A 26,115-nucleotide genomic window follows, 5' to 3' on the forward strand; every position below is an offset into this window, starting at 1 on the left:
TATTACATCCACAGGGTGATATAGATAAAGGTAAATACTGGCAGTGCTGCGGTTAAACTGTCGATACGATCCAAAACACCACCGTGACCAGGTAAAATAGAGCCTGAATCTTTAATGTTAGCAGCACGTTTAAACATGCTTTCAGACAAATCGCCAAAAGCAGATGCCAGCGCAGTGACTAACGTGACCACAATGAGCAAGCCTAACTCTTGTTCTGGCGCGACATACATAATACCCGCAACTACAACCATAGTGGTAATTAAGCCACCCACTAAGCCCTCAAGTGTTTTAGCTGGGCTCACACTCGGCATCAATTTATGCTTACCTAACTTACGGCCAGCAAAATAAGCCCCCGTATCCGTAGCCCAAACCACTAGCATGACAAGAAACACTAATGCACCACCATAATAGGGGTGAACGTTGCTGCTTAATGATTTAAGCGCGATCAAAGAGGCAAAACACGGTATGAGTGTTAACTGGCCAAACATGGATTTCAGCATTGGGCTGTCTTTCCATATTTTGGCACTTTTAGGAAAACTAAACACCAATACGCTGCTGACTATCCACCAAAATACCCCGATAGTGATAATGGCAAGGTACATAGGGTGTAATTGCCCTTTAAACCACAACACATCAATGGGTACAGCTAAATTAAGCGCTATGAGTAAAAGACCGAGTGTCGCGGTAAAAGACCACTGGGTGACATTACAGCTTGGGTCAATAAAACTGCCCCACTCTTTTGCTGCAATTAAAAATACTGGCACTAACACCCAAGCAAACACATTTGCTGATAGTAAAAATATTGCCCCGAGTACAATTGGGATTAACCACAATGCTGTTATTATTCGTTGTTTTAGCAAAAAACTAATCCTCTTAAGATTTATATTGCGCGTATCTCTTCAATTTGACTCCCGGTCAAACCAAAACGGCGCTGCCGACGGGCAAAAATGGCAATGGCATTTCGAAATGCTTGCTCATCAAAGTCAGGCCATAGAGTGTCAGTAAACACAAACTCGGCATAGGCGGCCTGCCATAATACAAAATTACTAATGCGGTAGTCACCGCCAGTTCGGATCATTAAATCAACTTCGCTCTGACTTTGCATGCACAAATGTTCATTTAATGCTTCTTCAGTCATCTGACTGCTGCTGATTTCACCACTTTCAACTTTTTCGGCTAATTTTTGTGCTGCTTGCAAGATATCCCAACGTCCGCCATAGTTCGCCGCCACATTTAATATCAAACCGGTATTGGCAGCCGTTTTGTCTTGAGCCGACGCAATTTGCTTTTGTAAGCGAGGCGAAAAGCGACTGATATCACCAATAATATTGAGCTTAACTTGGTTTTTGTCGAGTAATTTTAATTCACGTTGTAACACTGTAAAAAACAGTTCCATTAACAAACTGACTTCTTTATCTGGTCGGCGCCAATTTTCACTGGAAAATGCAAACAAGGTTAATGATTCAATACCAAGTTGACTTGCAGTACTTACCGCACGACGCACCGCTTTAACACCCGCTTTATGACCAAAAACCCGCGCTTTACCCTGCAGTTGTGCCCAGCGGCCATTGCCGTCCATAATAATCGCAACATGCTTAGGCAGAGATTGTTTTACCGCATCAGATAATTGTCCTGGCAGCAATTGCGAAGTCATTAACTCCGAATCGGCTTTAGGGTCTGATTCAAACTCAACTGTAGAAGACATCTACGACAATCCTTTATAAAAACAAACGCCGTGTAGTATACCCTTACACGGCGTGTTAACTCTAGCGTCTAAATTGACAGATTATACTTCCATCAACTCTTTTTCTTTCGTTGCTAGAATTTGATCAATATTTTTGATAGATGAATCAGTGTGCTTTTGCACTTCATCTTCACTACGACGAACATCATCTTCAGTACAGTCTTTGGCTTTTTCAAGCTTCTTGACTTCACTGATCGCATCACGACGCACGTTACGAATAGCAATACGGCCGTTTTCTGCTTCGTTACGGACCACTTTGATGAAGTCTTTACGACGTTCTTCAGTTAACGAAGGTAACGGAATACGTAGCGTTGCACCGGCAGTCATCGGGTTTAAGCCCAAATCAGAGCTCATGATTGCTTTTTCTACCGATTGAACTATCGATCTATCGAACACGTTTACAGTTAATGTACGAGAGTCTTCTACACCCACGTTAGCCACTTGATTAAGGGGTGACGTAGAGCCATAGCAAGAAACCTGAATAGAATCTAATAAACTTGGGTGTGCACGACCGGTGCGAACTTTCGCCATTTGGTTTTTAGTAGACTCAACGCATTTACTCATACGCTCACGCGCATCTAACATTATAGTATCAATCACAATAATTTCCTTTTTGTCACAAATTCATCTGTGTCTGAGCATTAGCCTAAGAATGACACATGCAATAAAACGGCTCAAACATTTAAATTATATAATGTAATATTTTTTGTGTCTGTGATTAGGCAGGTTTTTTACTGCTAATAATCGTACCTTCTTGTTCACCCATAATCACCCGGCGAAGTGCACCTGGCTTATTCATATTGAAGACAAGAATAGGCATATTATGATCACGCGCCATAGTAAATGCAGCAAGATCCATTACTTTTAATTCTGATTCAAGGACTTCCGCAAAAGTAAGCGTTTCATATTTAACCGCTTCAGGGTTTTTCATCGGGTCTGCAGAGTATACACCATCTACTTTAGTGCCTTTTAGTACCACTTCAGCTTCAATCTCAATACCACGTAGACATGCTGCAGAATCCGTTGTACAAAATGGATTACCGGTACCCGCGGCAAAAATCACCACTCGACCAGACTTTAATAAACTAATCGCTTCTGTCCAAGTGTAGTCATCGCATACACCTTTGAGCGGGATAGCAGACATAAGGCGGGCATTAACATATGCACGGTGCAAGGCATCACGCATGGCTAAGCCATTCATTACGGTTGCTAACATACCCATGTGATCGCCCACTACGCGGTTCATGCCTGCTTTTGCTAAGCCTTCGCCACGAAATAGATTACCACCACCAATAACCACACCAACTTGAATCCCAAGTTCAACAAGCTCTTTCACTTCTTGTGCCATACGATCAAGTACTTTTGGGTCAATGCCGAAGCCTTCCTCACCCATTAATGCTTCACCGCTTAATTTAAGCAGAATGCGTCTAAACGCTGGTTTTGGATTGGTGCTCATAATTTTCATCCTGATCATAACAAAACCGCAGCGGTTGCTGCGGTCTTAGGGTATTTAGATAAAAGCGATTACGCTTTTTTAGTCGCTGCAATTTGTGCAGCAACTTCAGCAGCAAAATCTTCTGCTTTTTTCTCGATACCTTCACCCACTTCTAAACGAACAAAATTGGTTATTTTAGCGCCTTTCGATTTAAGAATTTCGCCAACCGTTTTCTTAGGTTCCATGATGAAAGCTTGACCAGTAAGAGATATCTCACCAGTGAACTTCTTCATACGACCGAAAACCATCTTCTCAGCGATTTCAGCAGGCTTGCCTTCATTCATCGCGATTTCGATTTGAAGCGCTTGCTCTTTTGCTACAAGTTCAGCAGGAACATCTTCAGGGTTAACGAAATCTGGCTTAGAAGCAGCAACGTGCATTGCGATGTGCTTTAGCGTTTCTTCATCAGCTTCGCCGGCTACAACAACACCAATACGATCACCGTGACGGTAAGATGCTAGGTTTGCACCTTCGATATACTCAACGCGACGAACGTTGATGTTTTCACCGATTTTAGTTACTAGCGCAACACGCGTTTCTTCAAACTGTGTTTTTAAGTCTTCGATAGTCACTTTAGATGCAGCAGCAACGTCTAACACTGAGTTAGCGAATGCTAGGAAGTTTGAATCTTTTGCAACGAAATCAGTTTGGCAGTTAACTTCTAATAGTGCAGCGAAACCGTCGCCATTCTTGATTAGAATTGTACCGTCAGCAGCGATGTTACCTGATTTTTTAGCAGCCTTCGCGGCGCCGCTTTTACGCATGTTATCAATCGCTAGTTCGATGTCACCGTCAGTTTCAGTCAGTGCATTCTTACAGTCCATCATGCCAGCGCCAGTGCGGTCACGAAGTTCTTTAACTTGGGCAGCAGTAATTGCCATTGTTAAATCCTCTAATTTAATTCGACTAATATTGCATTTATAAAACAGGGGCCGATTGGCCCCTGTTCACCAATTATCTTATTGGCAAATAAGGGGGGATGGAAACCATCACGCCTTATTAAACAGCTTCTACGAAACCGTCTTGCTCTGCTTGTACCGCTAAATCTTGACCACGGCCAGCATTAGCAGCTTCAGCAACAGTAGAAGTGTACAAACGGATAGCACGCATCGCATCGTCGTTACCTGGAACGACATAGTTAACACCATCTGGTGCAGAGTTAGTATCAACAACTGCAACCACTGGGATACCTAGGTTGTTTGCTTCTTTAATAGCGATATGCTCATGGTCAGCACCGATAACGAATAATACGTCAGGTAAACCGCCCATGTTCTTGATTCCGCCTAAAGACTTTTCTAACTTGTCTAATTCGCGAGTACGCATTAGCGCTTCTTTCTTAGTTAACTTGTCGAAAGTACCGTCTACAGACTGACTTTCTAGCTCTTTAAGACGCTTGATTGACTGACGAACAGTTTTCCAGTTAGTTAACATGCCGCCTAACCAACGGTGATCAACATAGTACTGATCACAAGAAAGTGCAGATGCTTTGATAGCTTCGCCGGCAGCGCGCTTAGTACCTACGAATAATACTTTACCTTTCTTAGAAGCAATGTTGCTAATGAAAGCTAAAGCTTCGTTGAACATTGGCACGGTATGCTCAAGGTTGATGATGTGTACACCATTACGAGCGCCGAAGATGAAAGGCTTCATCTTAGGATTCCAGTAACGAGTTTGGTGACCGAAGTGAACACCAGCTTGTAGCATGTCGCGCATTGAAACAGTAGTCATTGTATATACCTTAATGTAAGGGGTTAGACCTCCACGCATCCCATGTCTCGACTTTCTAACTTCCGTTAAGAATGAGAAAGCACCCCGAAAAATGTGTCGATACGTGTGTGATTTAGTATTTAAGTTAATTGCCATGTATAATGACCGCAATATTTTACGATTTGCCGAACAAGATGTATATCTAGCTTAAAAAAGCCGCGATTGACATCATATTAACTCGAACCGTACAACAACGATTTTACACATAACGGCGCGCTTTATACCATAAACGGCATGTAAATACAACTTTCTGCCGTAAAACCTTGGATAAAACATGCCTATTTTGACCGTCAAAGGATAGAGAGTTTTCATGAGTATTGTGATCAAAAATGCAGACGAAATAATAAAGATGCGTGCAGCGGGTAAATTAGCGGCGCAAGTATTAGAAATAGTGGCCCCACATGTTAAGGCTGGAGTGACCACAAATGAATTAAATGAGATTTGTGCTCAATATACCGAAGAGCAAGGGGCTATTTCTGCGCCATTGAATTACCACGGATTTCCGAAGTCTATTTGTACCTCGGTTAACGAAGTCGTCTGCCACGGCATCCCTTGTGAATACGTCTTAAAAGATGGCGATATGATCAACCTTGATATTACTGTCATCAAAGACGGTTATCATGGTGATTGCTCAAAAATGTTTTTAATCGGCGAAGTGTCAGCAAAAGACAAGCGTTTGAGTCGCATTGCCCAAGAAAGCTTGTATTTAGCCATTCGTAAAGTACGACCTGGTTTAAAATTAGGTGAAATTGGCACAACCATCGAAAAATTCATTAAGACAAGCAAAACAGGGCTTGATAAGTACTCCATCGTACAAGATTATTGTGGTCACGGTATTGGCACAGGGTTCCACGAAGAACCTCAAGTTGTTCATTATAAGAATAATGATAAAATCGTGCTAAGACCGGGTATGTGCTTTACGATCGAGCCAATGATCAATGCTGGTCGTCATACTACAGTATTGGATAAAAATGATAATTGGACAGTCACGACCTCTGATGGTAAGAATTCAGCGCAGTGGGAACATACACTGTTAGTGACCCAAACCGGTGTAGAAGTGTTAACTTTGCGTGAAGAAGAAGACTTCCCACGGATCATTAACCACTAAAGACTTAAATTAGTAAGGACATCAATGAATACTGCGCTGGCCGCCAAAAACGCATTAATTGACTTAAACCAGCGCTTGGTTGAGCAGTACACAGCAAAACACCCTATTGCTGATATTGTTAAACACCGTTGTCAATTTGTTGATGCTTTACTAATGCAAGCTTGGCAAGATTTCTCATTAAATAATGGTCATCTTGCCCTCGTTGCCGTTGGCGGCTATGGCCGTGGTGAGCTGCACCCACATTCAGACATTGACTTACTGTTTTTAGTTGATGATGAACAACTATCGCCAGAGATTGAAAACCAGCTGAGTCAACTTATTACCTATCTTTGGGATACTGGGCTTGAAATAGGCCACAGTGTTCGCACTATCTCGCAAACCATTGAGCAAGGTAAAGCAGACATCACCATTGCGACCAATCTGATCGAAGCCAGATTACTCACCGGCAGTGAATTCCTATTTGACGTGTTATATGACGCCGTCCGTCAACAAGACTTTTGGCCCTCTTATGACTTTTATAACGCCAAGAAAGATGAACAAACCGCACGCCACAGTAAAGCCAGTGCCTTTGATTTAGAACCTAACATTAAAACCTGCCCTGGCGGATTACGCGATATTCAGACCATAGCATGGGTCGCGATGCGCCATTTTGATGCCGCTAAATTAGAAGATTTAGTCGAGCACGATTTTCTAGCGCCAGCCGAATTAGCTGAATTACTGGAATGCCAAAATTTTCTGTGGGAAATCCGTTTTGCACTGCACATCACCGCTAATCGTAACGAAAACCGTTTATTGTTCGATTTACAACGACAAATCGCCAGTTTATTAGGTTACGAAGATGCAACCCAATTAGCCGTCGAGCAGATGATGAAACGCTACTATCGCACGGTTCGCCGTGTGATGGAGCTTAATCAGATGCTGCTGCAATTGTTTAAGCGCGCCACATTAGGTCACACTCAAGCGTTAGAAATACAGCCCATTAGTGAGGTTTATCAACGTCGAGGTCGTTATATCGAAGTATTGGATGACGATTTGTTTAGCTGTCATAACGAAGAAATATTGCGTTTATTTCTACTGGTGGCTAAAAATTCCAATATCCAAGAAATCTATGCGCCCACGTTAAGATTATTGCGTAACACTCGTAGATCACTAACATCACCCTTACAGGAAAACCCCGCGTGTCGAAAAGTGTTTATGGAGATCCTAAAACATCCACGAGGTATTGCTGCATTTTCATTAATGCACCAACACGGTATTTTATCGTCTTACTTACCGGCTTGGCGCAAGATTGAAGGCCAGATGCAGTTTGATTTATTTCATGCCTATACCGTTGATGAACACACCCATAGATTACTGCTCAATATTGACCGTTTTTCACACGTTGAACAAAAAGATGAATTCCCACTGGGCGCCATCTTAATTAATCAATTACCGAAAAGAGGTTTATTGGTACTCGGGGCAATTTTTCATGATATTGCCAAAGGCCGTGGCGGCGATCACAGCAAATTAGGCTCAAAAGATGCCATCGATTTCTGTAAATTACATGGCATGAATGACCATGACGGACGTTTAGTGGCATGGTTAGTTGAAAATCACCTCGTGATGTCGATCACAGCTCAACGCAGAGATATTTCCGATCCAGAAGTGGTTGCACTGTTTGCTGAAAAAGTCCGCGACGCAGCGCATTTAAGTTATTTATATTGCCTCACTGTCGCCGACATCTGTGCCACCAATGAGAAAACTTGGAATAATTGGAAAGGATCATTGCTGCGCGATTTGTATTTTTCAACCCAAAGAGTATTAGCTCGGGGTAAAGAAAAACCAGTCGATGTTAAAGCGCGAGTTAAAGAGATCCAAGCCAAAGCTAAAAAAGAACTTATTCGTCGTGGCCTAAAAGAAAAAGACATGGATGCACTCTGGACACGTTTCAAAGCAGAATACTTTTTACGCCATCAACCGACTCAAGTGGCTTGGCACGCAGAAGCCATTTTAAAACATCATCACGACGAGCCATTAGTGTTAATGTCAAAGCATACCACTCGAGGTGGTACAGAACTCTTTGTCTACAGCAAAGATAAACCCAAACTTTTTGCCACCGTGATGACGGTTTTAGACAATAAAAATATCAATGTTCATGACGCTAACATCATGACATCAAAAGATGATTATGCACTCGACACCTTTGTGATTTTAGAACAAGATGGCGAACCGATTATCCAATTATCGCGCATTCAAAGTATCCGTAAAGCACTCGAAAAAGCCTTGGCTACTGAAAACCCAAAACTGCCGAAGTTTAGAAAATTGGCGCGGATCATGAAACCTTTTAATGTTGCCACTCATGTGAGTTTCTTACCCAGTGCTCGCCATGGTACAAGTATGATGGAATTAATCACCTTAGACACGCCTGGCCTATTGGCCAAAGTCGGTGACATTCTCTATCGTTGTAATGTGACACTATTGGCGGCTAAAATTACCACTATTGGTGAACGTGCAGAAGACTTTTTTATTTTACAAAACCAAAGTGCTTCAGCCCTAGATGAGCAACAACAACAACAATTGTCTGCTGCGCTAACACTTGCACTAAAATCATCTAACTAATTTTTAACCTTACTATTATGCTACTAATCATTTAATACCGGGAGAAAACAATGGAGGCTTTACGCCAACGCATTGAAACAGCATTCGAAACACGTCAAAACATCTCACCATCAAACGTAGAACCAAGTGTTCGCGCCGATGTTGAAACCGTGATCAATATGCTCGATAAAGGCCAAGTTCGTGTTGCAGAAAAAATTGCTGGTGAATGGCATGTCCACCAATGGCTCAAAAAAGCCGTACTACTATCTTTTCGCATCTTTGATAACAGCGTGATTGACGGTGGTGACACCAAGTATTTCGACAAAGTCCCGCAGAAATTTGCCGATTATGACGAAGCTCGTTTTAAAGCAGAAGGGATCCGTGTTGTGCCACCCGCAACCGTTCGTAAAGGCTCATTTATCGGTAAAAATACTGTATTAATGCCATCTTACGTTAACTTAGGCGCTTATGTTGATGAAGGCACTATGGTTGATACATGGGCAACGGTTGGTTCCTGCGCACAGATTGGTAAAAACGTTCACTTATCTGGTGGGGTTGGGATCGGTGGTGTATTAGAGCCGTTACAAGCTGGCCCAACCATAATTGAAGACAACTGCTTTATTGGCGCTCGCAGCGAAATCGTTGAGGGTGTGGTGGTTGAAGAAGGTAGCGTGATTTCAATGGGCGTTTACATTGGTCAAAGCACCCGAATTTTTGATCGCGAAACCGGCCAAGTGCATTATGGTCGTATTCCAGCAGGATCGGTTGTGGTATCAGGTAACTTGCCATCGGCTTGTGGCACTTACAGCTTATATGCGGCGATTATTGTTAAAAAGGTCGATGCGAAAACCCGTGGTAAAGTCGGGATCAATGAACTATTACGGATCGTTGATTAATTGATCTTTGATGAAATAATAAGGCTCAATGAATTATTGAGCCTTTTCATACAATTAGCTTTTATTCACTAGAACAAACATTATAATAAAAATAAGCCCTTTTCTTTCAACTAGTTATGTGGCGACACACCGAATGCGACACAATTTGTTACTCCCAGTTACATTTTGTCGAACTGAGGGGGTTTTGTTACACAAAGTGACACTAATTAGGCTTCATTTCTAGGTGAAAATGGCCTTTACTTTAAAGGTTAGGTAAAGGAGTCACTATGAAAACTATTATCGTACTTACAGCCTTATCCTTGTCACTTTGGTCAATGAATAGCCAAGCTGCTATGGATCCCAATGTAGAAAACACCTTAATTGCCGTCTGTAAAGCTGGCGCTAGCAATAAGGTATTCCAATTTAATGACACAATGAAAAGCTATCGTATCAATAAGGCTAGGATCTTTCCTCGCCTCGTTTGTAACGGCGAAAGTTTTCATCAATTTACCCTTAGTCGCAATGCCGACAAAACAGCCCGTTTAATTGCGCCCTATGCCGAAGCTCGCGTCAGCATTCGTGACTTAGCTTATCTAGGTGAGACCCAGCCTTTATATGATGTTCGCTATTAACAATAATACTTGTAATAACCCTTAACCGCCTAACAATGAAGACAATCCGTATTAACCCGTATACACGTAAGGCAATATTTCCCCCTATAAATCATCAAGCTAAATCCATCAATCGATAGCGCCGCAGGGATGCGGCTCCAGGCGCTATAAAGCATCTAATAATGAGTCTATCAACATTAATAAGCGTTAAATGACCATTAATAAGAGAGTTGCAATGCCTCCCCCCTGAAGCCTAGTCAAACATCGAGTACCGTCATTGCAACGCAATGAATTTTTAGTCTATTTTTAAATACTAATCCTAAAAAGAGATTGTTTGAGTCTGTAAATCATCTTGGTTAAAAATGTTATTGCTGCAATGCTATGATTTAGATGCTGTGCTTTAAAACACTTTATTTTAAAATACTACGGTCTTATTACCGTACACCACAACTTGCTCGTTGAGAACTAATTGCAATGCTTTGCTTAATACACTTTTTTCAACATCACGGCCATTATGAGCTAACTCTTCAGCGCTAAAGCTGTGGTCAACCGAAATCACATCTTGTTTAATAATAGGCCCTTCATCAAGATTGTTATTCACAAAATGAGCGGTGGCACCGATGATTTTAACACCGCGATCCCAGGCTTGTTTGTAAGGTGATGCACCAATAAAAGCCGGCAAAAACGAATGATGAATATTAATAATTTTATCTGGAAATGCTGACACAAACTCAGGCGTTAGCACTCGCATATATTTAGCTAACACTAAAAAGTCGGTATCATAAGATTTAATCACCGCTAACATCGCCTGCTCATGTTCCTGGCGATTTAAGCCTTCATGACTAACATAATGAAATGGAATATTAAACTTTTCAGTTAATTGTTGCAGCACATCATAATTACCTACTACAGCAGCAATCTCAACATCTAAGCCGCCGTAATAAGACTTCATTAAAATATCACCTAAACAATGCGCTTCTTTGGTCACCATGATAACAATGCGCTTTTTACCCGTATCGACTAGCCTCATGCGATTTTGAGCAGGCAAGACATCACGTAATTCAGTTAATAGGCGCTCATCATCAAACAGGCCTTCAAGCTCTGCGCGCATAAAAAAGCGACCTTGAGTATGGTCAACGAATTCGGTGTTTTTAATAATATTTAATTGATGAGCGAAACATACGTTGGTGATTTTGGCAATTAACCCCTGAGCATCAGCACAATCGGTAATCAACACTTTTCGCTGTAATTTGGCTGGATTAATCATGGTTTTATCTTGATGGCTCACGCGTACAACTCCTGTTAAATGACGGCCTAACAGTGTGCCATTGAAATACAAATTTGGGGGATGTTTTTAATGGGAATGACTCATAAAAGATGAAAAAAGGTTTGTTTAAAAACAAAAACCTCAAAAATGCACTACAAGTGAATCAAAAATGCTACAACCATCCGAGCTAACGTCGAGAGTCTAGATATTTTTGCAGTAATTTACGCAGTGTTTCAGCCTTGGTGCCATAGACCACTTGTACGCCTTTGCCCATGACCACCACGCCTTTGGCCCCTAAACGCATTAATCTCGCTTTATCGATTAAATCAGCTTGATTAACACTAATACGTAAGCGGGTTAAACACGCATTAATCTCAACAATATTCTCGCGACCACCTAAGGCTGAAATCATCGCGCGTAAACTCTCTTTTGGCTCTACAGGGTGATGACTTGGCTCTATTCGCCCTGGTGTTTTTAAATTAAAGGCTAAAATACTGGCCCTGAAGATAGCGTAATAGATTAATGCTGTCAGCGGCCCAAGCAACCAGATCCAATGGGTATTGGCAGACCGAGAAAACAATAAACTAAAATCGACTAAGCCGTGGGAAAACACAATGCTGTGATGTACTTCGAGTAAAATACACACGCTATAAGCAATACCGGTCAGTAATGCATGCACAATAAAGAGAATGGGCGCGACAAACATAAAGGCGAATTCTATTGGCTCGGTCACTCCAGTCAACCAACTTGCCGTAGCCGCAGATAACATAATCCCTGCAACCCGATTGCGCTGAGGTTTATCTGCGCAACGCCAAATAGCTAGCGCTGCAGCAGGTAAGCCCCACATTTTAATTAAGTAACCTCCGGCGAGATTTCCCGCTAACGGATCACCGGCTAAATAACGAGCCACCTCACCTTTTACCACGGTGCCTTGGTTAATGTACTGTCCTACTTCAAGATAAAATGGCGCATTCCAAATATGATGTAATCCGAGTGGAATTAATAAACGTTCAACGGTGCCATAAACACCAAACGCAATGGCGGGATCTTGGTATACAGACCAATCAGAAAGATTTTCAATAACATGCGACAAAGGCGGCCAGACATGGACCAGTAAATAGGCCAGCACCATAGACAGAGGAATAACAATTATGGGTGCGCTACGACGACCTTCAAAAAATGAAAAAATAGCCGGTAATTTAACATGTTGACTGATTCTAACCGCTAGGCAAGTGATCGCCCCAACTAACATTCCACCCGCAATACCGGTATCAATAGTTTGCATGCCCCACAGTGGCCGTGAGACTAAACCATATATGTCGGTCAGGGCACCCATGGTGGATAAAAACACCCCAAAACCAAACACGGCAGAAAATGCGGCAATGCCTTGATCTCGACAAAATCCGATGGCCACCGCGACACTAAATAATAAAGGCATCATAGTAAATACCAGATTACCTACTGCAAACAACACAGTATTTAATTCTGGCGGAATAAAGGACAATGGATTGACAGTTAAGCCTAGCATTACCCCTGCTGCAGGCAAGATCGCAATCGGGATCAATAGCGCCTGGCTTAGGCGCTGGGCAAACTTAAACCACTGCTGGGTAATAAAATTTACACTACGTTTTCCGATGTGACGGCGTTGTGCCAACTGGCTATCCATTTTTTAGCTTCTGTTTCTGGTTCCATCGTTTCACAGGCATCAATCTCTAATCGTTCAGTAAGCGGTGTGGCTCCTAGCTCTATTAACAATTGATCAAATTGCTTTATAGCCCCGCAAAAAGTGTCATAACTTGAATCACCTAATCCTATTAGGCTGTATTGCAATAATGGTAAATACGGTGCACTGGATTTAAGCTCGTTAAACCAAGGGAAAATATCTTCGGGTACCTCCCCTTCGCCAGTGGTTGACGACACGATAATCAATAGCTCGTCTTGAGGAGGTGCAAAACCAGATAATTCATTAGGTTGCCAAAGTTTAGTCGTAAAACCTAACGTTGTAATTGCCTTAGTCACTGTTTCAGCTGTAAATTGTGCACTACCATAAACGGTACCAAAAACAACGTTGACCTTTTTCATGGTATACTTTCCCCTTAAATGAAATGCGATATAAAATACCTTGAGTCTTAATAACTTACCTTACTGTATTCTTTTGGTCTCTCGCAAGTGTCTTTTATAGTATGTTCTTTAATTGGACCGCCCAACGCAGATTAGTTTAATATAAAGCAACGCAGTAACGGAACCAAGACGATGCGACAACTGAGCAGAAAGCGAAAATTAAAACTCCAACACAAATTCGCCCACATTCGCCGCAACTATTATTTCCACATGGAGCAAAAGCAACACGAGAGCTTACCGCCCATCGCGGAATTTGAAAAACTCAAAGCCTTGCTGGCTGATCGAATGAATTAGCTTAATAAGATACTTGGTATCGATGATAATTGATCATCACCCCAGCCAAACTCGCTGAAAATATCTAACCACTCAGACTCTAGTTCCGTCTCTATGTGCATTGCTTGCTGCGTTACAGGATGTACAAACTGTAAGCTTTTTGCTATCAGCCATAGTCGATTAACATGGAAGTGCTCACGAAAAAACTTATTTTGCTTGCCATCGCCATGGGTGGTATCACCGACTATTGGATGACGTAAGTGCGCCATATGGCGACGTAACTGATGCTTTCGCCCTGTGTGGGGACTGAGTCTTACCAATCCGTAACGACTAGTTGGGTAGCGACCTGAACTAAAAGGTATTTCGGTATTCAATAATGGTTGATACTCCGTCACCGCTTCTTGTGCCGCTTTATTGGGATCAACATGCTTATCGCCCAAATCATCAAACTCTTGTTTAAGGGCATAATCTAAGGTGCCAGACTCATGCATGTTGCCACGAACGATGGCTAAGTATTGCTTCTTAATACTGTGATCGGCAAATTGTTCACACAACAGCCGGGCCACCTCACTGGACTTAGCAAACAGCAACACTCCAGATGTAGGTCGATCAAGGCGGTGCACCGGAAAAACATGACACCCCACCAAATCACGGGTCATCTGCATCGCAAAAAAGCGCTCTCTACGGGCTAAATAACTGCGATGAACTAATAAACCCGCCGGTTTATGTATCGCAACAATATGCTCGTCTTCAAATAATATATCGATATGAGGAGGCGGTAAGTCATCATCGAGTTCGGAGTCTGCAGCAGAGGCATCATCAATGTCGTCTGAGCTTCTTTGATCACATAAGTCATCATTATCCAATGAGTATTCAACATCGTTATCTTTTGAGATCATGTTTATCACTTTCTTATTTTGTATTGGCCAAATGTGATGACGTTTATGGGTAGTTCGCTTAACGCTGACTTAGCAAGGCGTCAAATTGTTGCAGCTGGGTAATCATAACACTACCATGGGGCTTACTTTGCCACACATGTTCAGCCATTGGGGCCAAGGCCATATTGGTCGGCAAAGGTTGTCGCTGCATAATTAGCTCAGTCATTTTGGGAATGAAAATAAACTGCAGCCATTGCTCAAATGCCATTACATCACAGCAAAATGGCGCCGTGCTGGTCATAGCAGATACAGATGGTGAAATATCAGACCAAAGCTGAAAATCTTTAAGCAATTGTTCTAATTTAATTAAATGATTTTTACTGGTTAAATAAAGCATAAAAGTGAACAACAACATCAAGGCTAAGTCGGAATATGATATCATTTAGTCAATTGAATACCCATCCAACTTCATTGATTTAGTGACAACACCATGACCGAGATAACCACCTTAAGCCAGTTTCTAACGACCGCAAATACTCAATTCCAAATATATGATTTAGGTCGCCGGGTGCAACATATCGATATGGTCGCATTTCAGCAAATTGACTCTTTACTGGCGCCATATCCTTATCCCATTCAAGGTCATGCGCAGTTTGCTATCGTATTTTGGCAACAACAGCAATTACCTTATATTTGGTTTGTAAAATTACCGTTAGATGAGCAAGGCCTATTATCACCGGCGCCGCGGACTCAGTTTATTAAGATGATCTTAGAAGCGCTAGGGCGTAATCCAACCCAAGAGTTAACGGATGAGCAGCAAGAGCAATTAGCCAATCATCCTTTTAGCTTTAAGCCTAATCAGCACAAATTGGCATTATTTAATGCATTAGTCAGGCTTCAACTTGGCCAAGCTGCATCGAGCCAATATGAATTTGCCGCACAATATTTGTCTGGTCAAGCAGCACAAGACACTTGGCCACAACTGGGTTTACAAGGTTTAGCCGATATTTGCGTTCGCGCACATCAATTTAACCATCTTAATGACATGATTAACGCACTTGATCATGCTCCAATGGAAGTGCAAGCCGCACTTTGCCAATGCTTAGAACACATTAATATTGGTAAACGCCTTGCAGAGCATTTATTTAACCAATTAGAACAAGCTGAAGATCATATAAAAGTCATGTATTTAGCGGCATTGGCGTCTGATGTTCAATACAGTATGACAGCGATTAATCAGTTAAATGATCAACGAGGGTTAGACAACAACACGCTAATAACCATTGCGGCACGTAATTGGTTAGCCTTAAAAGATGATGCCATTCGTAAACACTATTTGGAAGCGCTAGCAAAACAGCCACAGCCCTTCTTTAATCAAGTTTTTGCTGATATCGTGGCAATACCTAGCTTGCGTCAAGGATTATTAGCCGACTTAAGGCATCCAGACAGAAGCGTTCAATTAGCAACCGCTATTGGCGGATTATTTAGAGCAACCAGCCTATGATGAGTGATTTTTTATTAATTGTTGCTTTAGTCGTGGTAGCGGCTTTTTTTTGGCAGCTAAGACAAATGGCAGAGTTAAGCAGGACCCTTACAGAACAAGCCTGTAAAAAACAAAATGTACAATTGCTCGCTATTGCAATGGTGTCAGCCCGTCCAAGCATCGGTGGCAGTACCGGTATCTGTTGGAAAGCAACATTTATGTTCGAATTTAGTACCGATGGCCTCAACCAATATCAAGGCCATATTTTAATGCATGGTAATCGTGTAAAAAAAATCGAATGGCCCATTTTTCCAGAACCAGAATGGATGGATGCCCCTATGGCCAGTGGTAAATTTGGCGGATGCGGCAGCAGTAAAAGTTGCGGTTCAGGCAAATGCAACTAGTGAGTCAAATGAGTAAGGTTCATTTAAGCATTATAAGGGCACGTCAAGCCGCTTTTACCGAGTAAGCTCACCTCTTCCCGAGTTGAGGTTCATTTAACGCTATTTTGCCATTCATGAGCAAAATAGCGTTTTTATTGTCGACCCGATTTACCGACAAAGGAAATGCATTATCGATCTCGCCATTAGGCTTTAGGCTTATCAATCACTTTATAATCGAGATAAGTCACCGTTTGGATGCTATCAAGAGATTTAAAAATTGCCGCAGTACCGTTAATGATGGTTGATGTATGTTCAGGCATCACTAAACCTTCAAAAACACCAAATACCAACTCTAATTCAAATTTAGTCAGCGTGACGGTAAATGCCGGATTCAACTCATCGGTATTGCTGATCAAAATTTTTCTTAACTGCTTAGACGCTTTATCTAAATAAAGCACGCCAGTTAGGGCTTTATTATCGAGTTCTTCAATATGGGGTACAAATTTAAACACTAGGTTGGAGTTGTCATCACCAACAAATACAAGTGTGGTTACATCAATAAGATCAGAAAATGCCACTTCATAGCTGTTTTCATCTTTGTCTTGATTAAGATCTTGTTGATGTTGTTGATATTTGTCTACGCGTTTTTTATCCGGTGTTTCACCATTTTCAGACACTAACGTCCATCGTTGTGTTTCAGGCTGTGAAGCATCAAATTGCTCTATCCGTGTTAAGTCAGGCATCACCGTATGCTGTGCGTATTGCCAACGTACATTTGAGTCATCGGTATTATGATTAATATCGCTTAAAGCCTGCTCAACCCATTGTTGCTCCTCTGGAGTCACCTCGGCATTAGCGCTATAGCAAATAAAACCAAGACTCATCGCCATCACTAATTTAAACAGCTTCATGTTTTCTCCTTAATCAAACCCAATATCAACCTAACGTCATGCTTAAGTTCAAACATCATAGTGTTTACAATTTGACAACATAACAACGATAAGTTCCAGTCATCACGGAAAAAAAGCAAAAGAAAGGCCGCGACAGTAACTGCCGCGGCCTCTTGATCTCTTGTTAAGCTTTCCAGCTATAAATGTGCTCCCTGCACCATCCATACGTATCGCTTGCTTCCTGCTCTATCCTTGTTCAATCCTTGATGTTCCATGTACAATAAAGTACTTTCCCTCTTACTCGATTATCCTTTTACCGAGCCTGCTCCATCCTAAGCGTGTCCTTATATCATCCATGAAATTCTTACTCTATCCTGTCGCAAATCATTTGCGTACAATCTGGCATCCATTGCACACTATCATCCTGATAATGTTATAAAACCCGCTTAATCCGCTATTGCGTCCATTGAGCAAGCCTAACGTTTCATCCTGAAACTTAATACCGTCCATTATATCCATATACTCATGGTCTTCCACGACCACTTTACTACCTTGTAATGTCCCTTCCCTAGGAACGAGATAAATAATAATTCATTTACCTAGACGTAAACAGGTACCTCTAAATGATTAAAATATTTCACAGACAACATAAATTAAAATAACGAACAAAATCAATAAATTAAATTTTCAATAGACATATAAGCTATCAATTAGGTGGTTCGGCTCACACACTTTGTGAGATATATCTCACAAGGCGGCAGGCAAAAAAGGTAAACATCTAGTTAGCGATGACTATTAACTAAACATCCTAAACCAGCAAACCGCTCAAACCCTGGCTTAAATCCGCTATTTTTCTTAACCTTAATCCATATAACCGAAGGAGAGTTGGTATTGATGAGTGCGGCAAACCAGCAAATCGCGAGAGCAACCGTAATACGCTAATAATGAGTATACCATGCCACTTCAAGATGCTCGTTTCAGAGCTGTCGTAGGGTAACGGATCAAGGCAGTGATTGAAGAGAATGGTGACTCCCTTTTAATATCACTATTCCTAGCGCCTAGTCCTAGATCTTAAGTCCTAGATCCTAGAATCGAAACGTCCTCGAAGGACAGCGTCCGCCCTAGAATCTAACACAAGGATAATTTCGCGGGCCTATTTTCGACAAGTCATGCTTGGAAAAAAATAAAGTAAACGAAGTTCCTCACTCGAGAAATGTTGCTGAGAAAAATATGCTTAACGCTGCAAATCATCGACAGCTAAAAGCGGTGTGGCTGCAGTGAAAGCCGCACCGTTTTTTAATCATCTGAGTGAATTTGCTTTGTTAGGTTCTAACTTGCCTTTCCCGCTTCTGTTGCTTCAGGAACCTCAACAAGACTCCCCGTTTTACAATCATAAATATACCCATAAATAGGGATATCACTTGGCACCATTGAATTATGTCTAATTCTTTCTACATCAGATAACACGCTTTTAGCTTGATCACTAATAGTCAGCCACTCAATAAACTTGCCGTCTGTAGTGCCACCACCAGCATGACTATCATGCCAGCCTGATCCGTCAACACTTGATGCTTTTAGACTGGCAGACAACAAATCAGCCATTATCTCATTATTAAATGTTTCCATTCCGCAATCTGTATGATGAATAACAAACCATTCTTTTGTGCCAAGTAATTTGTAAGAAATGACTAATGAACGGATGGCATCATCACTTGCTCTGCCGCCTGCGTTACGAATTACATGGGCATCACCTTCGGCAAGACCTGCATATTTAGCAGGATCTAAACGAGCGTCCATACATGTCAGGATGGCAAACTGCCTGCCAGGAGGCATTGGCAAATTGCCTTTATCCCCAAAACCAGCTACATAATCAGCATTTGCTGATGTTATTTCTTGTACTATTTTACTCACCTTTGTTCTCCTTTGTGGTGAAGCGTATTTTATTATGCGTCCACTACATCGCAATTATGAATGTCGCGGTTATTATCTCAATTCTGGGGTAGTTACACAGAATCTGTTACAGACTGATATAAGCAATGACATAAACTAACCAACTATCAATCGACCCCATAGGTGTTTGACTAACATCAATCAGATTAATGTGTCGCTTTATGTCCCCAAATGTCTGTTAACCTTTGGTCTCGACCACAATTCCAGCGATAAGCATGATACCGAATGGGACTGTTCTTATAGTAATCCTGATGGTAACTTTCATCGCCCTTAATTGGGTAAAAAATAGAAGCATTTAAGATTGGCGTAATAACGTTATTATTGGGAAATTGCTTTTCAATGTCCCTTTTAGACTGTTGGGCAATTTCCCTTTCTTTATCGTTTGCCACGAAAATCGCGCTTAAATAGCTTGTACCTTTATCACAAAATTGCCCCTTTGCATCAAAGGGATCAATGTTAACCCAGTAATAATCTAACAACTCTTTGTAACTCACCTTGCTAGGATCATAGGTTATTTGAACCGCTTCAAAATGACCGTCATGGTTGCCATTGTATGTGGGGTCTTTTAAGATTCCGCCTGTGAATCCTGAGATCACATCGGTTACGCCATCAAGTTTTTCAAAGTCTGATTCCATACACCAGAAACATCCTCCGGCCAAAATGGTTTTATCTGCAGTGGCATTAGCAGCATAAAACAATAAGCTTGCTGCTAATATTATTAACACTAGTGTGTTTTTCATAATACCCTCCATTGTTTTTCCGAGTTTACTGATGTGTTTGTATCTAAGATATTTACATTACGAAGTTAATGATTTAGAGGTTCACTATGCCCGAGAGTCGCGATGATTACCTCGGATTTGTTGTCTATTTCTACATAATAGATAGTTTTACTGCTAAATCAGCGTTGTTAACGCAATAGGTTAATCATTGAATTATTATTTAGGCTAAGGGTCACGCGCGTCAGAATGCTCAAGATGACGAATTCAGGGTATCAATATAGAAATAGGCAAACTCACTGTATGAATTAGGTCATAGGGCAAACATAATACTCCACAAGGATAGATAAATAATCATCGTAGTTAGTGCGCTATTAAGCTGCATGCCTATATTATGACATCCTAAATCAGTTTACACCTTTGGGACTTATTATGAATCTTGGATTTGTTATTTACACAACCTTATTCACAGGATCCAAATGCCAAAAACTTTTCGCCAAAAAGCAAAAAGGCACAACCTTAAGTTATAAGGTTGTGCCCATTAAACGCTTTTGTCAGCAATCCGGCTGAAAGTTTGCTCCCTGCACCATCCATGTAATCATGCTTCCTGCAGTCCTTTTCCCTGTTCTCATTTCCTTGTCTATTTGTGTATAACAAAAGACTCATGAGTGTCATTCCATTGAACAGCCTGTCCATTGACTGAGCGTTAAATCCATATCAATCCGTTGAATCATCCATACTGCTTCCTGCAGTCCTGTCCTTTACCCTTGTGTCGACATTTTACTGTCTACACTCTTCCTTGATCCGGCTATCCATCTGCCGAGTTTATGCCCTAATCCGTGAGCATGTCCTTCCTAGTCTCATCCTTGAAATTCTTAAGCATCATTCGTTTTATTTCTCATCCTAAGAAAAGCAACTGATGACTCGCTTTCGATAACAATATTCTAACCACATAAAACGCCATGAAAAGACACACAACATTTAACAAACAAATAATTAACATTCAAAAAAGCATAAAAAGTTATAAGAAGCTGATTTTGTATGGTTAAAAATAATTGATAACGTTAAACACTGACAGCTTAAAATAGGATCCCCTACAGACTTGTAGGATATGGCTTACAGAAGTGTGAGCAAGTTATTCCTATCGGTTTTGTTTACGCCATAAACGCATTAACATTTGACCAAACATGACCCAATCCCCCCACAAACTGTATAACGGATAAGTGAATGTAGCCGGCCGATTTTTTTCAAACATAAAATGCCCTAACCATGCAAAACCATACCCGACTACAGGCAACCACAACAGCTGCCACCAATGCTGGTTAATTAAGGTATTAACAACAATCACCAAAATAATGCTACTGCCAATGTAATGCAGTCTTCGACAAACAGGATCTTGATGTTGCGACAGATAAAATGGGTAAAACTCTGCAAATGAAGAATAACGTTTAGGTTGCATTACTCACTCCTTTTTAATCACCAGCTAATCATATGCTCTGTTAATATTGGATTATGTAGTCTTGAGTTATACCTTATTGTAAAATAATATTTCACCCTCAACATTGCCAACGTTAACGGTGGCAATACTAGTAAACCCTTGTTGTACTAATGCTTTATGATGTGAAGGATTACTGACAAATACCCCGATCCCATCGAGCCTACGTTGTTCATCACACCAACTCAATACCGCTTGAATGAGTTTGGCACCATAACCTTTATGCTGCTCATTAGGTGATAAGGCAATAAATTGTAAAATTCCACATTTTTGGGAAGGAAGATGTTCTAAAATACAGGTTTCTTTTTGCATTAATCCCTGAGTTGATTTCCAGCCAGTCCCTAACATCATTTTGAAACGCCAATGCCAATAACGTCCCTCGCCCAGCGGCACTTGTTGAGTAATAACACACGCAACACCGATTAAACGGTCACCGTCAAATAGGCCAATCAAAGGTTGTTCTTGTTGCCATAATTCATTTAATTCTTCACGAATAGCGGCACGAAGTTTTTGTTCATATTGTTGAGTATCTTGTTGGCCGAGTACCTCGATAAAATAAGGGTCATCATGATAAGCATTATAGAGAATGGAAGCTGCAACCCGTATGTCTTCAGCGGTTAAATACACTGCACGTAGGGTTTCCAAGGTGTTATTGTCCATTATTATTCCTTGTTGATTAACTCTCTGAACTTAATTTAACAAGTTTGAAACAATCTACAAGTTTTGTTTATGCGTTTGACCTACAAAACGGTTATATACGACAGTTGTTTGCATTTTTTCTCATCAAGATTGATACTGAATTTATCGACTTAACCATTACAAGGAATGCATCAAATGGACACAACATTAAATGACCTAAGTCACTTATTTAAGCAATTAGGTTTGCCTCATCATCAAGAGGGCATCGATGACTTTGTTATCCAAAATAAACTTGATAAGCACACATTAATCACTGATGCTAATTGCTGGAACCCAGGTCAAAAAGCATTTTTAAAAGAGGCATTATTAGAAGACGCCCAATGGTCAGAAGTGATTGACCAATTGGACGTGATGATGCGAGCTGAAGCGTAATTGATTGTTAATGTCAGATGACGTGACTCAATGACTAAATTTGTTTATAGGCGGCGTCACCCCAGCCCACTAAAACGTCGTCTCGGAACACAATTGGCGTGCATTCGTCTTTAGTTGTTTTACCATCTCCTTCAGCCCATTGGGTGCGATAGAACAACACTTTGATAGACTGATCGGCGCGGTCTTGAGTCGGCTTAGCATAAGCTTCGCTGAAATCTGCTATGCCCATCAGGGTTGTCACTTGATCACTGCTCATTCCCATAGACAATTTGGTGATTAGTTGACGATTTTCATCCTGTTGCTCTTGCCAATAGTCAGCACTTTTACCCGATTCATGACCACCAACACTGATCACACAACCACTTAACATCAGTGATGTTGCGCCAATTAATCCTGCTGCGATAAGTTTTAATTTCATGTTGCGTCCTTTTTGTTAAAATATAATCCGAATTGTATTTACATAGTCTTTAAGCCAAAATCGTGCCACAATTAATGCATTGATTTATATGGGTTTATTTTTAATACCACATGAGTTAGTTAATCTCACTATAAAACATTAAGGAATTTCACCAACAATGAGTCCAATTGAACAGGTGCTTGCAGCAGCTAAATCGATTGCCAACAATGGACATACTCCCAGTTTAGCGCTAATAAAAAGTCGCTTAGGTAATCGAATTTCAATGCCAATCCTGATCCAAGGTTTACAACAATTTAAAGCGTTACCTAAATCTGAATGGCAGCACATAGCAGAATTAACGGACATACAATCAATGGCAGATGTGCCAACTGATGAGCAACCCGATCCTATCGCTCAAGTCACCCAACAGGTTATCGCCATGCAACAACAGATTAATCAGCTGAGCCAACGAGTCGCTGAGCTAGAACGCCAATTAGCAAACCAGGTCGTCCAAAGCAATATAATTAATAATAAGGTCGACCAATAAATGTTTGTCTTCGAACTGCGTTTTGAATGTTTTGCCGACACCACCATTGAGGCGGCAGAAAAAGCCATTAATGCGTTTCTTGAAGCTCTTCGGGCTAATGGACAAATTCTTGGACGTGAATTTGCGGTCGCCTTTAATGACGGCGAATTTAGGGCTCGTTTGTTATTACCCGAAAAAACCAGTCTGGCTAATCGCTATAATAGCCCTTGGGTAAAAGTGACATTAGCAGGCTTGACGGCAGCCAAACTATTGGCGCCTAGAGAAAAATTCATCGGCCAAGACATCAACTCTGAAGCCAGTAATACCGACGCCCCGTCATGGCAGGTGTTGTATACCAGTTATGTGCATATGTGTTCACCGCTTCGCAATGGCGATAATCTGCTGCCAATACCTTTATATCAACTGCCAGCAACTTTTAATGGCGATCATAAACGCATCATAAAATGGCAAACAGAATGGCAAGCGTGTGATGAACTGCAAATGGCAGCCGCCACAAAAGCTGAGTTTGCAGCATTAGATGAAATAACTCGGACAGACAGTGACCTATTTAGACGCGGTTGGGATTTACGTGGCAGGATAGAATATTTAACTAACATCCCCACCTATTATTACTTATACCGTGTGGGTGGTGAGTCATTAGAAAGCGAAATGAACAGGGAGTGTCCACGTTGTGGCTCACAGGCTTGGAAGCTGGAACAACCGCTTTTAGATCTATTCCATTTTCGCTGTGAACCCTGCCGCATAGTGTCGAATTTATCTTGGGATCATCAATAAGCAGATAAAAACACTCAGTAACCACATCATTCAAAAACTGAACGATGTGTTTTGCTGCCATTTCAAAGTGTATATATTATTGTTTACCGCGTAACGATTGCCACATGGTTTTAATCCGCTGCCAGATACCCGGATGATCGGCAACAATCTCAGTTTCTTCGATCGGTTTAACCGGCGGTTTTATCAACGGAGATAGTTGCTGCAGAAATTCAGTTAATGATGGCGCAATTTGAGTGCTTTGTTTCTGGCCTGGTATTTCGATCCATACACTGCCATCATCGTTGTTTACCGTTAGCATTTGATCATCATCACCTGTTACACCAATAAACCAAGTAGATGGTTGTTTAAGCTTTTGTTTCATGATCAAATGGCCAATTACATTTTGTTGCAAATTCTCAAAGTCGGCTTGATTCCACGCTTGAATTAATTCACCGTCGCCAAACGAGGCCGTAAACGGTAATGGCGCTGAAAAATATTGGCCATAAAATGCATGAATATCTTGGTGTAACTGAATATTTAATGCATGTTCCACATTGCTAAAATCAGCTGTATTATCCCGTTTAACAGGCTGCCAGAACACTATTTCATCGCGATTTGCATCAAACGTTCCTTGAATACATATTGAGTCTTCGCCCAAAGGATAATAGCGCGGAAATTCAGATAAAGTATCTTGATAAGATTTAAGATAGTTTTTTATAAAGCAATCTAATGCAGATGAACAAGACACTTAAGCCACTCGTAGTTTATAATAAAACTATATTTTGACACGGAATCCGATTAGATGACACACAATCACGACCCTTATAGTGATGCAGCAGCATTAAAAGGCCTAACATTAGGCCAAGCAACTGCTTATCAAGCTGAGTATGACGCGTCACTGCTGCAAGGGGTTCCACGTAAACTTAACCGAGATGCTATTGAATTAAGTGGTCAACTCCCTTTTCACGGTACCGATATTTGGACCGGATATGAATTGTCTTGGCTTAATGCTAAAGGCAAGCCTGTTGTTGCCATTTTGGAAGTTCAGTTAGATATCAACAGTGTCAATTTGATTGAATCTAAATCTTTTAAACTGTACTTAAATAGTTTTAACCAAACTAAGTTTGACAGTGTCGAAGCCGTACAAGAAACCTTAAGCCGCGATTTAGCCGCTTGTGCCCAAGGTGATCTGACCGTAAAAGTCATCGAACCTAAGCATTTTAATCTTGAACGTATTATTGATTTACCGGGTACTTGTATTGATGACTTGGATATTGAAGTCGACGAATACGCATTTAATCCAGATCATTTAATCGGTGGTACAGATCCTGACAAAAACGTGGCGGAAACACTAAATTCAAATTTATTGAAGTCTAATTGTTTAATCACCTCACAGCCTGACTGGGGCAGTGTGATGATCCGTTATCAAGGCCCTAAAATTGATCGTGAAAAACTGCTGCGCTATTTAATCTCTTTCCGCCAGCACAATGAATTTCACGAGCAATGCGTTGAGCGTATCTTTGTCGACTTAAAAAAATACTGCCAGTGCACTAAGTTAACCGTTTATGCGCGTTATACCCGTCGCGGTGGCTTAGACATCAACCCATATCGCAGTGACTTTGAAAACCCACCAGAATCAAACCGCCTTGCGAGACAATAATCGCCGTAGCGATTATCAGTATTCGCTAAAAACCAATCTCACTGAGGTTGGTTT

The 26,115-nt window shown here is 41.2% G+C and carries 28 protein-coding genes; 10 read left to right on the top strand and 18 right to left on the bottom strand.

The genetic code is table 11. The features are described from left to right. Positions 1-2: 2 nt before the first annotated feature. The 6 genes from CXF80_RS07410 to rpsB form a co-directional block, all read right to left on the bottom strand. Positions 3-860 carry a phosphatidate cytidylyltransferase gene (locus tag CXF80_RS07410; protein ID WP_101032276.1) on the bottom strand — a complete coding sequence of 286 codons (858 nt, stop codon included), beginning with the start codon at positions 858-860 and terminating at the stop codon, positions 3-5. A 20-nt stretch (positions 861-880) separates the two neighbouring features. Further along, complete coding sequence (uppS, locus tag CXF80_RS07415) at positions 881-1,705, bottom strand: polyprenyl diphosphate synthase (protein WP_101032277.1); 825 nt, start codon at positions 1,703-1,705, stop codon at positions 881-883. An 81-nt stretch (positions 1,706-1,786) separates the two neighbouring features. Then, positions 1,787-2,329, bottom strand: coding sequence for a ribosome recycling factor (gene frr / locus CXF80_RS07420; protein WP_283107434.1), 543 nt, complete (start codon positions 2,327-2,329; stop codon positions 1,787-1,789). Between the two features lie 133 nt (positions 2,330-2,462). Then, positions 2,463-3,200 carry a UMP kinase gene (gene pyrH, locus CXF80_RS07425; RefSeq protein ID WP_101032279.1) on the bottom strand — a complete coding sequence of 246 codons (738 nt, stop codon included), beginning with the start codon at positions 3,198-3,200 and terminating at the stop codon, positions 2,463-2,465. Between the two features lie 68 nt (positions 3,201-3,268). Then, complete coding sequence (gene tsf, locus CXF80_RS07430) at positions 3,269-4,120, bottom strand: translation elongation factor Ts (protein WP_101032280.1); 852 nt, start codon at positions 4,118-4,120, stop codon at positions 3,269-3,271. Positions 4,121-4,238: 118 nt separating this feature from the next. Continuing rightward, a complete protein-coding gene (gene rpsB / locus CXF80_RS07435; protein ID WP_101032281.1) occupies positions 4,239-4,967 on the bottom strand; it encodes a 30S ribosomal protein S2 in 729 nt (242 codons plus the stop codon). Positions 4,968-5,316: 349 nt separating this feature from the next. Between rpsB and map the strand changes: the two genes are divergently transcribed. The 4 genes from map (at position 5,317) to CXF80_RS07455 (ending at position 10,198) form a co-directional block, all read left to right on the top strand. Then, a complete protein-coding gene (map, locus tag CXF80_RS07440; RefSeq protein WP_101032282.1) occupies positions 5,317-6,114 on the top strand; it encodes a type I methionyl aminopeptidase in 798 nt (265 codons plus the stop codon). Positions 6,115-6,138: 24 nt separating this feature from the next. Next, entirely contained in the window at positions 6,139-8,712 is a 2,574-nt protein-coding gene (gene glnD, locus CXF80_RS07445; protein ID WP_101032283.1) for a bifunctional uridylyltransferase/uridylyl-removing protein GlnD, read from the top strand. A gap of 50 nt (positions 8,713-8,762) precedes the next feature. Continuing rightward, positions 8,763-9,587 carry a 2,3,4,5-tetrahydropyridine-2,6-dicarboxylate N-succinyltransferase gene (gene dapD, locus CXF80_RS07450; RefSeq protein ID WP_101032284.1) on the top strand — a complete coding sequence of 275 codons (825 nt, stop codon included), beginning with the start codon at positions 8,763-8,765 and terminating at the stop codon, positions 9,585-9,587. 266 nt (positions 9,588-9,853) lie between these two features. Beyond that, entirely contained in the window at positions 9,854-10,198 is a 345-nt protein-coding gene (locus CXF80_RS07455; protein WP_101032285.1) for a DUF3718 domain-containing protein, read from the top strand. Between the two features lie 394 nt (positions 10,199-10,592). Here CXF80_RS07455 and purU read toward each other — a convergent pair whose 3' ends face one another. From purU to CXF80_RS07480, 5 genes are all read right to left on the bottom strand, one after another. Continuing rightward, positions 10,593-11,444 carry a formyltetrahydrofolate deformylase gene (gene purU / locus CXF80_RS07460; RefSeq protein WP_101034705.1) on the bottom strand — a complete coding sequence of 284 codons (852 nt, stop codon included), beginning with the start codon at positions 11,442-11,444 and terminating at the stop codon, positions 10,593-10,595. Between the two features lie 187 nt (positions 11,445-11,631). Further along, positions 11,632-13,110, bottom strand: coding sequence for a PTS transporter subunit EIIC (locus CXF80_RS07465; RefSeq protein ID WP_101032286.1), 1,479 nt, complete (start codon positions 13,108-13,110; stop codon positions 11,632-11,634). After that, positions 13,062-13,526 (bottom strand): flavodoxin, encoded by a 465-nt coding sequence (locus tag CXF80_RS07470; protein ID WP_101032287.1) that lies wholly within the window; start codon positions 13,524-13,526, stop codon positions 13,062-13,064. The genes CXF80_RS07465 and CXF80_RS07470 overlap by 49 nt, the downstream gene beginning before the upstream one ends. A gap of 329 nt (positions 13,527-13,855) precedes the next feature. Then, the gene (truC, locus tag CXF80_RS07475) at positions 13,856-14,737 is read right to left on the bottom strand and encodes a tRNA pseudouridine(65) synthase TruC (RefSeq protein WP_101032288.1); all 882 of its coding nucleotides are present in this window, start codon (positions 14,735-14,737) and stop codon (positions 13,856-13,858) included. 58 nt (positions 14,738-14,795) lie between these two features. Then, positions 14,796-15,158, bottom strand: coding sequence for a YqcC family protein (locus CXF80_RS07480; protein ID WP_101032289.1), 363 nt, complete (start codon positions 15,156-15,158; stop codon positions 14,796-14,798). A 48-nt stretch (positions 15,159-15,206) separates the two neighbouring features. Here CXF80_RS07480 and CXF80_RS07485 point away from each other — a divergent pair, with 48 nt between their 5' ends. Together CXF80_RS07485 and CXF80_RS07490 are read left to right on the top strand one after the other, a co-directional pair. Then, positions 15,207-16,220, top strand: a complete 1,014-nt coding sequence (locus CXF80_RS07485) for a DUF3549 family protein (protein WP_101032290.1) — start codon at positions 15,207-15,209, stop codon at positions 16,218-16,220. After that, the gene (locus CXF80_RS07490) at positions 16,217-16,603 is read left to right on the top strand and encodes a DUF3301 domain-containing protein (protein WP_101032291.1); all 387 of its coding nucleotides are present in this window, start codon (positions 16,217-16,219) and stop codon (positions 16,601-16,603) included. Before CXF80_RS07485 ends, CXF80_RS07490 begins: the two co-directional genes overlap by 4 nt. A 182-nt stretch (positions 16,604-16,785) precedes the next feature. Here the strand turns inward: CXF80_RS07490 and CXF80_RS07495 are convergent, their stop codons facing one another. The 5 genes from CXF80_RS07495 to CXF80_RS07515 all read right to left on the bottom strand — a co-directional run bounded on the left by CXF80_RS07495 (position 16,786) and on the right by CXF80_RS07515 (position 22,293). Beyond that, positions 16,786-17,493, bottom strand: a complete 708-nt coding sequence (locus CXF80_RS07495; protein ID WP_101032292.1) for a hypothetical protein — start codon at positions 17,491-17,493, stop codon at positions 16,786-16,788. A 1,308-nt stretch (positions 17,494-18,801) separates the two neighbouring features. Continuing rightward, positions 18,802-19,383, bottom strand: coding sequence for a beta-class carbonic anhydrase (locus CXF80_RS07500; RefSeq protein WP_101032293.1), 582 nt, complete (start codon positions 19,381-19,383; stop codon positions 18,802-18,804). A 185-nt stretch (positions 19,384-19,568) separates the two neighbouring features. Continuing rightward, complete coding sequence (msrA, locus tag CXF80_RS07505; RefSeq protein ID WP_101032294.1) at positions 19,569-20,162, bottom strand: peptide-methionine (S)-S-oxide reductase MsrA; 594 nt, start codon at positions 20,160-20,162, stop codon at positions 19,569-19,571. A gap of 1,117 nt (positions 20,163-21,279) precedes the next feature. Further along, positions 21,280-21,597, bottom strand: coding sequence for a DUF962 domain-containing protein (locus CXF80_RS07510; RefSeq protein ID WP_101032295.1), 318 nt, complete (start codon positions 21,595-21,597; stop codon positions 21,280-21,282). A gap of 66 nt (positions 21,598-21,663) precedes the next feature. Beyond that, the gene (locus CXF80_RS07515; protein ID WP_101032296.1) at positions 21,664-22,293 is read right to left on the bottom strand and encodes a GNAT family N-acetyltransferase; all 630 of its coding nucleotides are present in this window, start codon (positions 22,291-22,293) and stop codon (positions 21,664-21,666) included. A gap of 174 nt (positions 22,294-22,467) precedes the next feature. Between CXF80_RS07515 and CXF80_RS07520 the strand changes: the two genes are divergently transcribed. Then, entirely contained in the window at positions 22,468-22,704 is a 237-nt protein-coding gene (locus tag CXF80_RS07520; RefSeq protein WP_101032297.1) for a DUF2789 domain-containing protein, read from the top strand. A 34-nt stretch (positions 22,705-22,738) separates the two neighbouring features. Here CXF80_RS07520 and CXF80_RS07525 read toward each other — a convergent pair whose 3' ends face one another. Beyond that, positions 22,739-23,122: a DUF3192 domain-containing protein gene (locus tag CXF80_RS07525; protein ID WP_101032298.1), complete on the bottom strand. Its 384-nt coding sequence runs from the start codon at positions 23,120-23,122 to the stop codon at positions 22,739-22,741. A gap of 157 nt (positions 23,123-23,279) precedes the next feature. Between CXF80_RS07525 and CXF80_RS07530 the strand changes: the two genes are divergently transcribed. Further along, positions 23,280-23,648 (top strand): hypothetical protein, encoded by a 369-nt coding sequence (locus CXF80_RS07530; RefSeq protein ID WP_101032299.1) that lies wholly within the window; start codon positions 23,280-23,282, stop codon positions 23,646-23,648. Beyond that, entirely contained in the window at positions 23,649-24,422 is a 774-nt protein-coding gene (locus tag CXF80_RS07535) for a Zn-ribbon-containing protein (RefSeq protein ID WP_101032300.1), read from the top strand. 76 nt (positions 24,423-24,498) lie between these two features. Here the strand turns inward: CXF80_RS07535 and syd are convergent, their stop codons facing one another. Next, positions 24,499-25,149: a SecY-interacting protein gene (gene syd, locus CXF80_RS07540; protein ID WP_101032301.1), complete on the bottom strand. Its 651-nt coding sequence runs from the start codon at positions 25,147-25,149 to the stop codon at positions 24,499-24,501. 54 nt (positions 25,150-25,203) lie between these two features. Here syd and queF point away from each other — a divergent pair, with 54 nt between their 5' ends. Continuing rightward, positions 25,204-26,061 (top strand): NADPH-dependent 7-cyano-7-deazaguanine reductase QueF, encoded by an 858-nt coding sequence (gene queF, locus CXF80_RS07545; RefSeq protein ID WP_101032302.1) that lies wholly within the window; start codon positions 25,204-25,206, stop codon positions 26,059-26,061. Positions 26,062-26,115: the final 54 nt, after the last annotated feature.

This window comes from Shewanella sp. Actino-trap-3 (assembly GCF_002836275.1).
In the GTDB taxonomy this organism is placed as follows: domain Bacteria; phylum Pseudomonadota; class Gammaproteobacteria; order Enterobacterales; family Shewanellaceae; genus Shewanella; species Shewanella psychromarinicola.

Bases quoted from the DNA above. Each gene is read 5' to 3' on its own strand.
- CXF80_RS07525 (WP_101032298.1), bottom strand. From the start codon at position 23,122: ATGAAATTAAAACTTATCGCAGCAGGATTAATTGGCGCAACATCACTG.
- frr (WP_283107434.1), bottom strand. From the start codon at position 2,329: ATGTTAGATGCGCGTGAGCGTATGAGTAAATGCGTTGAGTCTACTAAA.
- truC (WP_101032288.1), bottom strand. From the start codon at position 14,737: ATGATCTCAAAAGATAACGATGTTGAATACTCATTGGATAATGATGAC.
- queF (WP_101032302.1), top strand. From the start codon at position 25,204: ATGACACACAATCACGACCCTTATAGTGATGCAGCAGCATTAAAAGGC.
- CXF80_RS07535 (WP_101032300.1), top strand. From the start codon at position 23,649: ATGTTTGTCTTCGAACTGCGTTTTGAATGTTTTGCCGACACCACCATT.
- CXF80_RS07490 (WP_101032291.1), top strand. From the start codon at position 16,217: ATGATGAGTGATTTTTTATTAATTGTTGCTTTAGTCGTGGTAGCGGCT.
- CXF80_RS07480 (WP_101032289.1), bottom strand. From the start codon at position 15,158: ATGATATCATATTCCGACTTAGCCTTGATGTTGTTGTTCACTTTTATG.
- CXF80_RS07530 (WP_101032299.1), top strand. From the start codon at position 23,280: ATGAGTCCAATTGAACAGGTGCTTGCAGCAGCTAAATCGATTGCCAAC.
- CXF80_RS07465 (WP_101032286.1), bottom strand. From the start codon at position 13,110: ATGGATAGCCAGTTGGCACAACGCCGTCACATCGGAAAACGTAGTGTA.
- CXF80_RS07470 (WP_101032287.1), bottom strand. From the start codon at position 13,526: ATGAAAAAGGTCAACGTTGTTTTTGGTACCGTTTATGGTAGTGCACAA.
- CXF80_RS07520 (WP_101032297.1), top strand. From the start codon at position 22,468: ATGGACACAACATTAAATGACCTAAGTCACTTATTTAAGCAATTAGGT.
- CXF80_RS07510 (WP_101032295.1), bottom strand. From the start codon at position 21,597: ATGCAACCTAAACGTTATTCTTCATTTGCAGAGTTTTACCCATTTTAT.
- CXF80_RS07485 (WP_101032290.1), top strand. From the start codon at position 15,207: ATGACCGAGATAACCACCTTAAGCCAGTTTCTAACGACCGCAAATACT.
- CXF80_RS07455 (WP_101032285.1), top strand. From the start codon at position 9,854: ATGAAAACTATTATCGTACTTACAGCCTTATCCTTGTCACTTTGGTCA.
- uppS (WP_101032277.1), bottom strand. From the start codon at position 1,705: ATGTCTTCTACAGTTGAGTTTGAATCAGACCCTAAAGCCGATTCGGAG.
- purU (WP_101034705.1), bottom strand. From the start codon at position 11,444: ATGATTAATCCAGCCAAATTACAGCGAAAAGTGTTGATTACCGATTGT.
- msrA (WP_101032294.1), bottom strand. From the start codon at position 20,162: ATGAAAAACACACTAGTGTTAATAATATTAGCAGCAAGCTTATTGTTT.
- dapD (WP_101032284.1), top strand. From the start codon at position 8,763: ATGGAGGCTTTACGCCAACGCATTGAAACAGCATTCGAAACACGTCAA.
- tsf (WP_101032280.1), bottom strand. From the start codon at position 4,120: ATGGCAATTACTGCTGCCCAAGTTAAAGAACTTCGTGACCGCACTGGC.
- map (WP_101032282.1), top strand. From the start codon at position 5,317: ATGAGTATTGTGATCAAAAATGCAGACGAAATAATAAAGATGCGTGCA.
- pyrH (WP_101032279.1), bottom strand. From the start codon at position 3,200: ATGAGCACCAATCCAAAACCAGCGTTTAGACGCATTCTGCTTAAATTA.
- CXF80_RS07495 (WP_101032292.1), bottom strand. From the start codon at position 17,493: ATGAAGCTGTTTAAATTAGTGATGGCGATGAGTCTTGGTTTTATTTGC.
- CXF80_RS07515 (WP_101032296.1), bottom strand. From the start codon at position 22,293: ATGGACAATAACACCTTGGAAACCCTACGTGCAGTGTATTTAACCGCT.
- glnD (WP_101032283.1), top strand. From the start codon at position 6,139: ATGAATACTGCGCTGGCCGCCAAAAACGCATTAATTGACTTAAACCAG.
- rpsB (WP_101032281.1), bottom strand. From the start codon at position 4,967: ATGACTACTGTTTCAATGCGCGACATGCTACAAGCTGGTGTTCACTTC.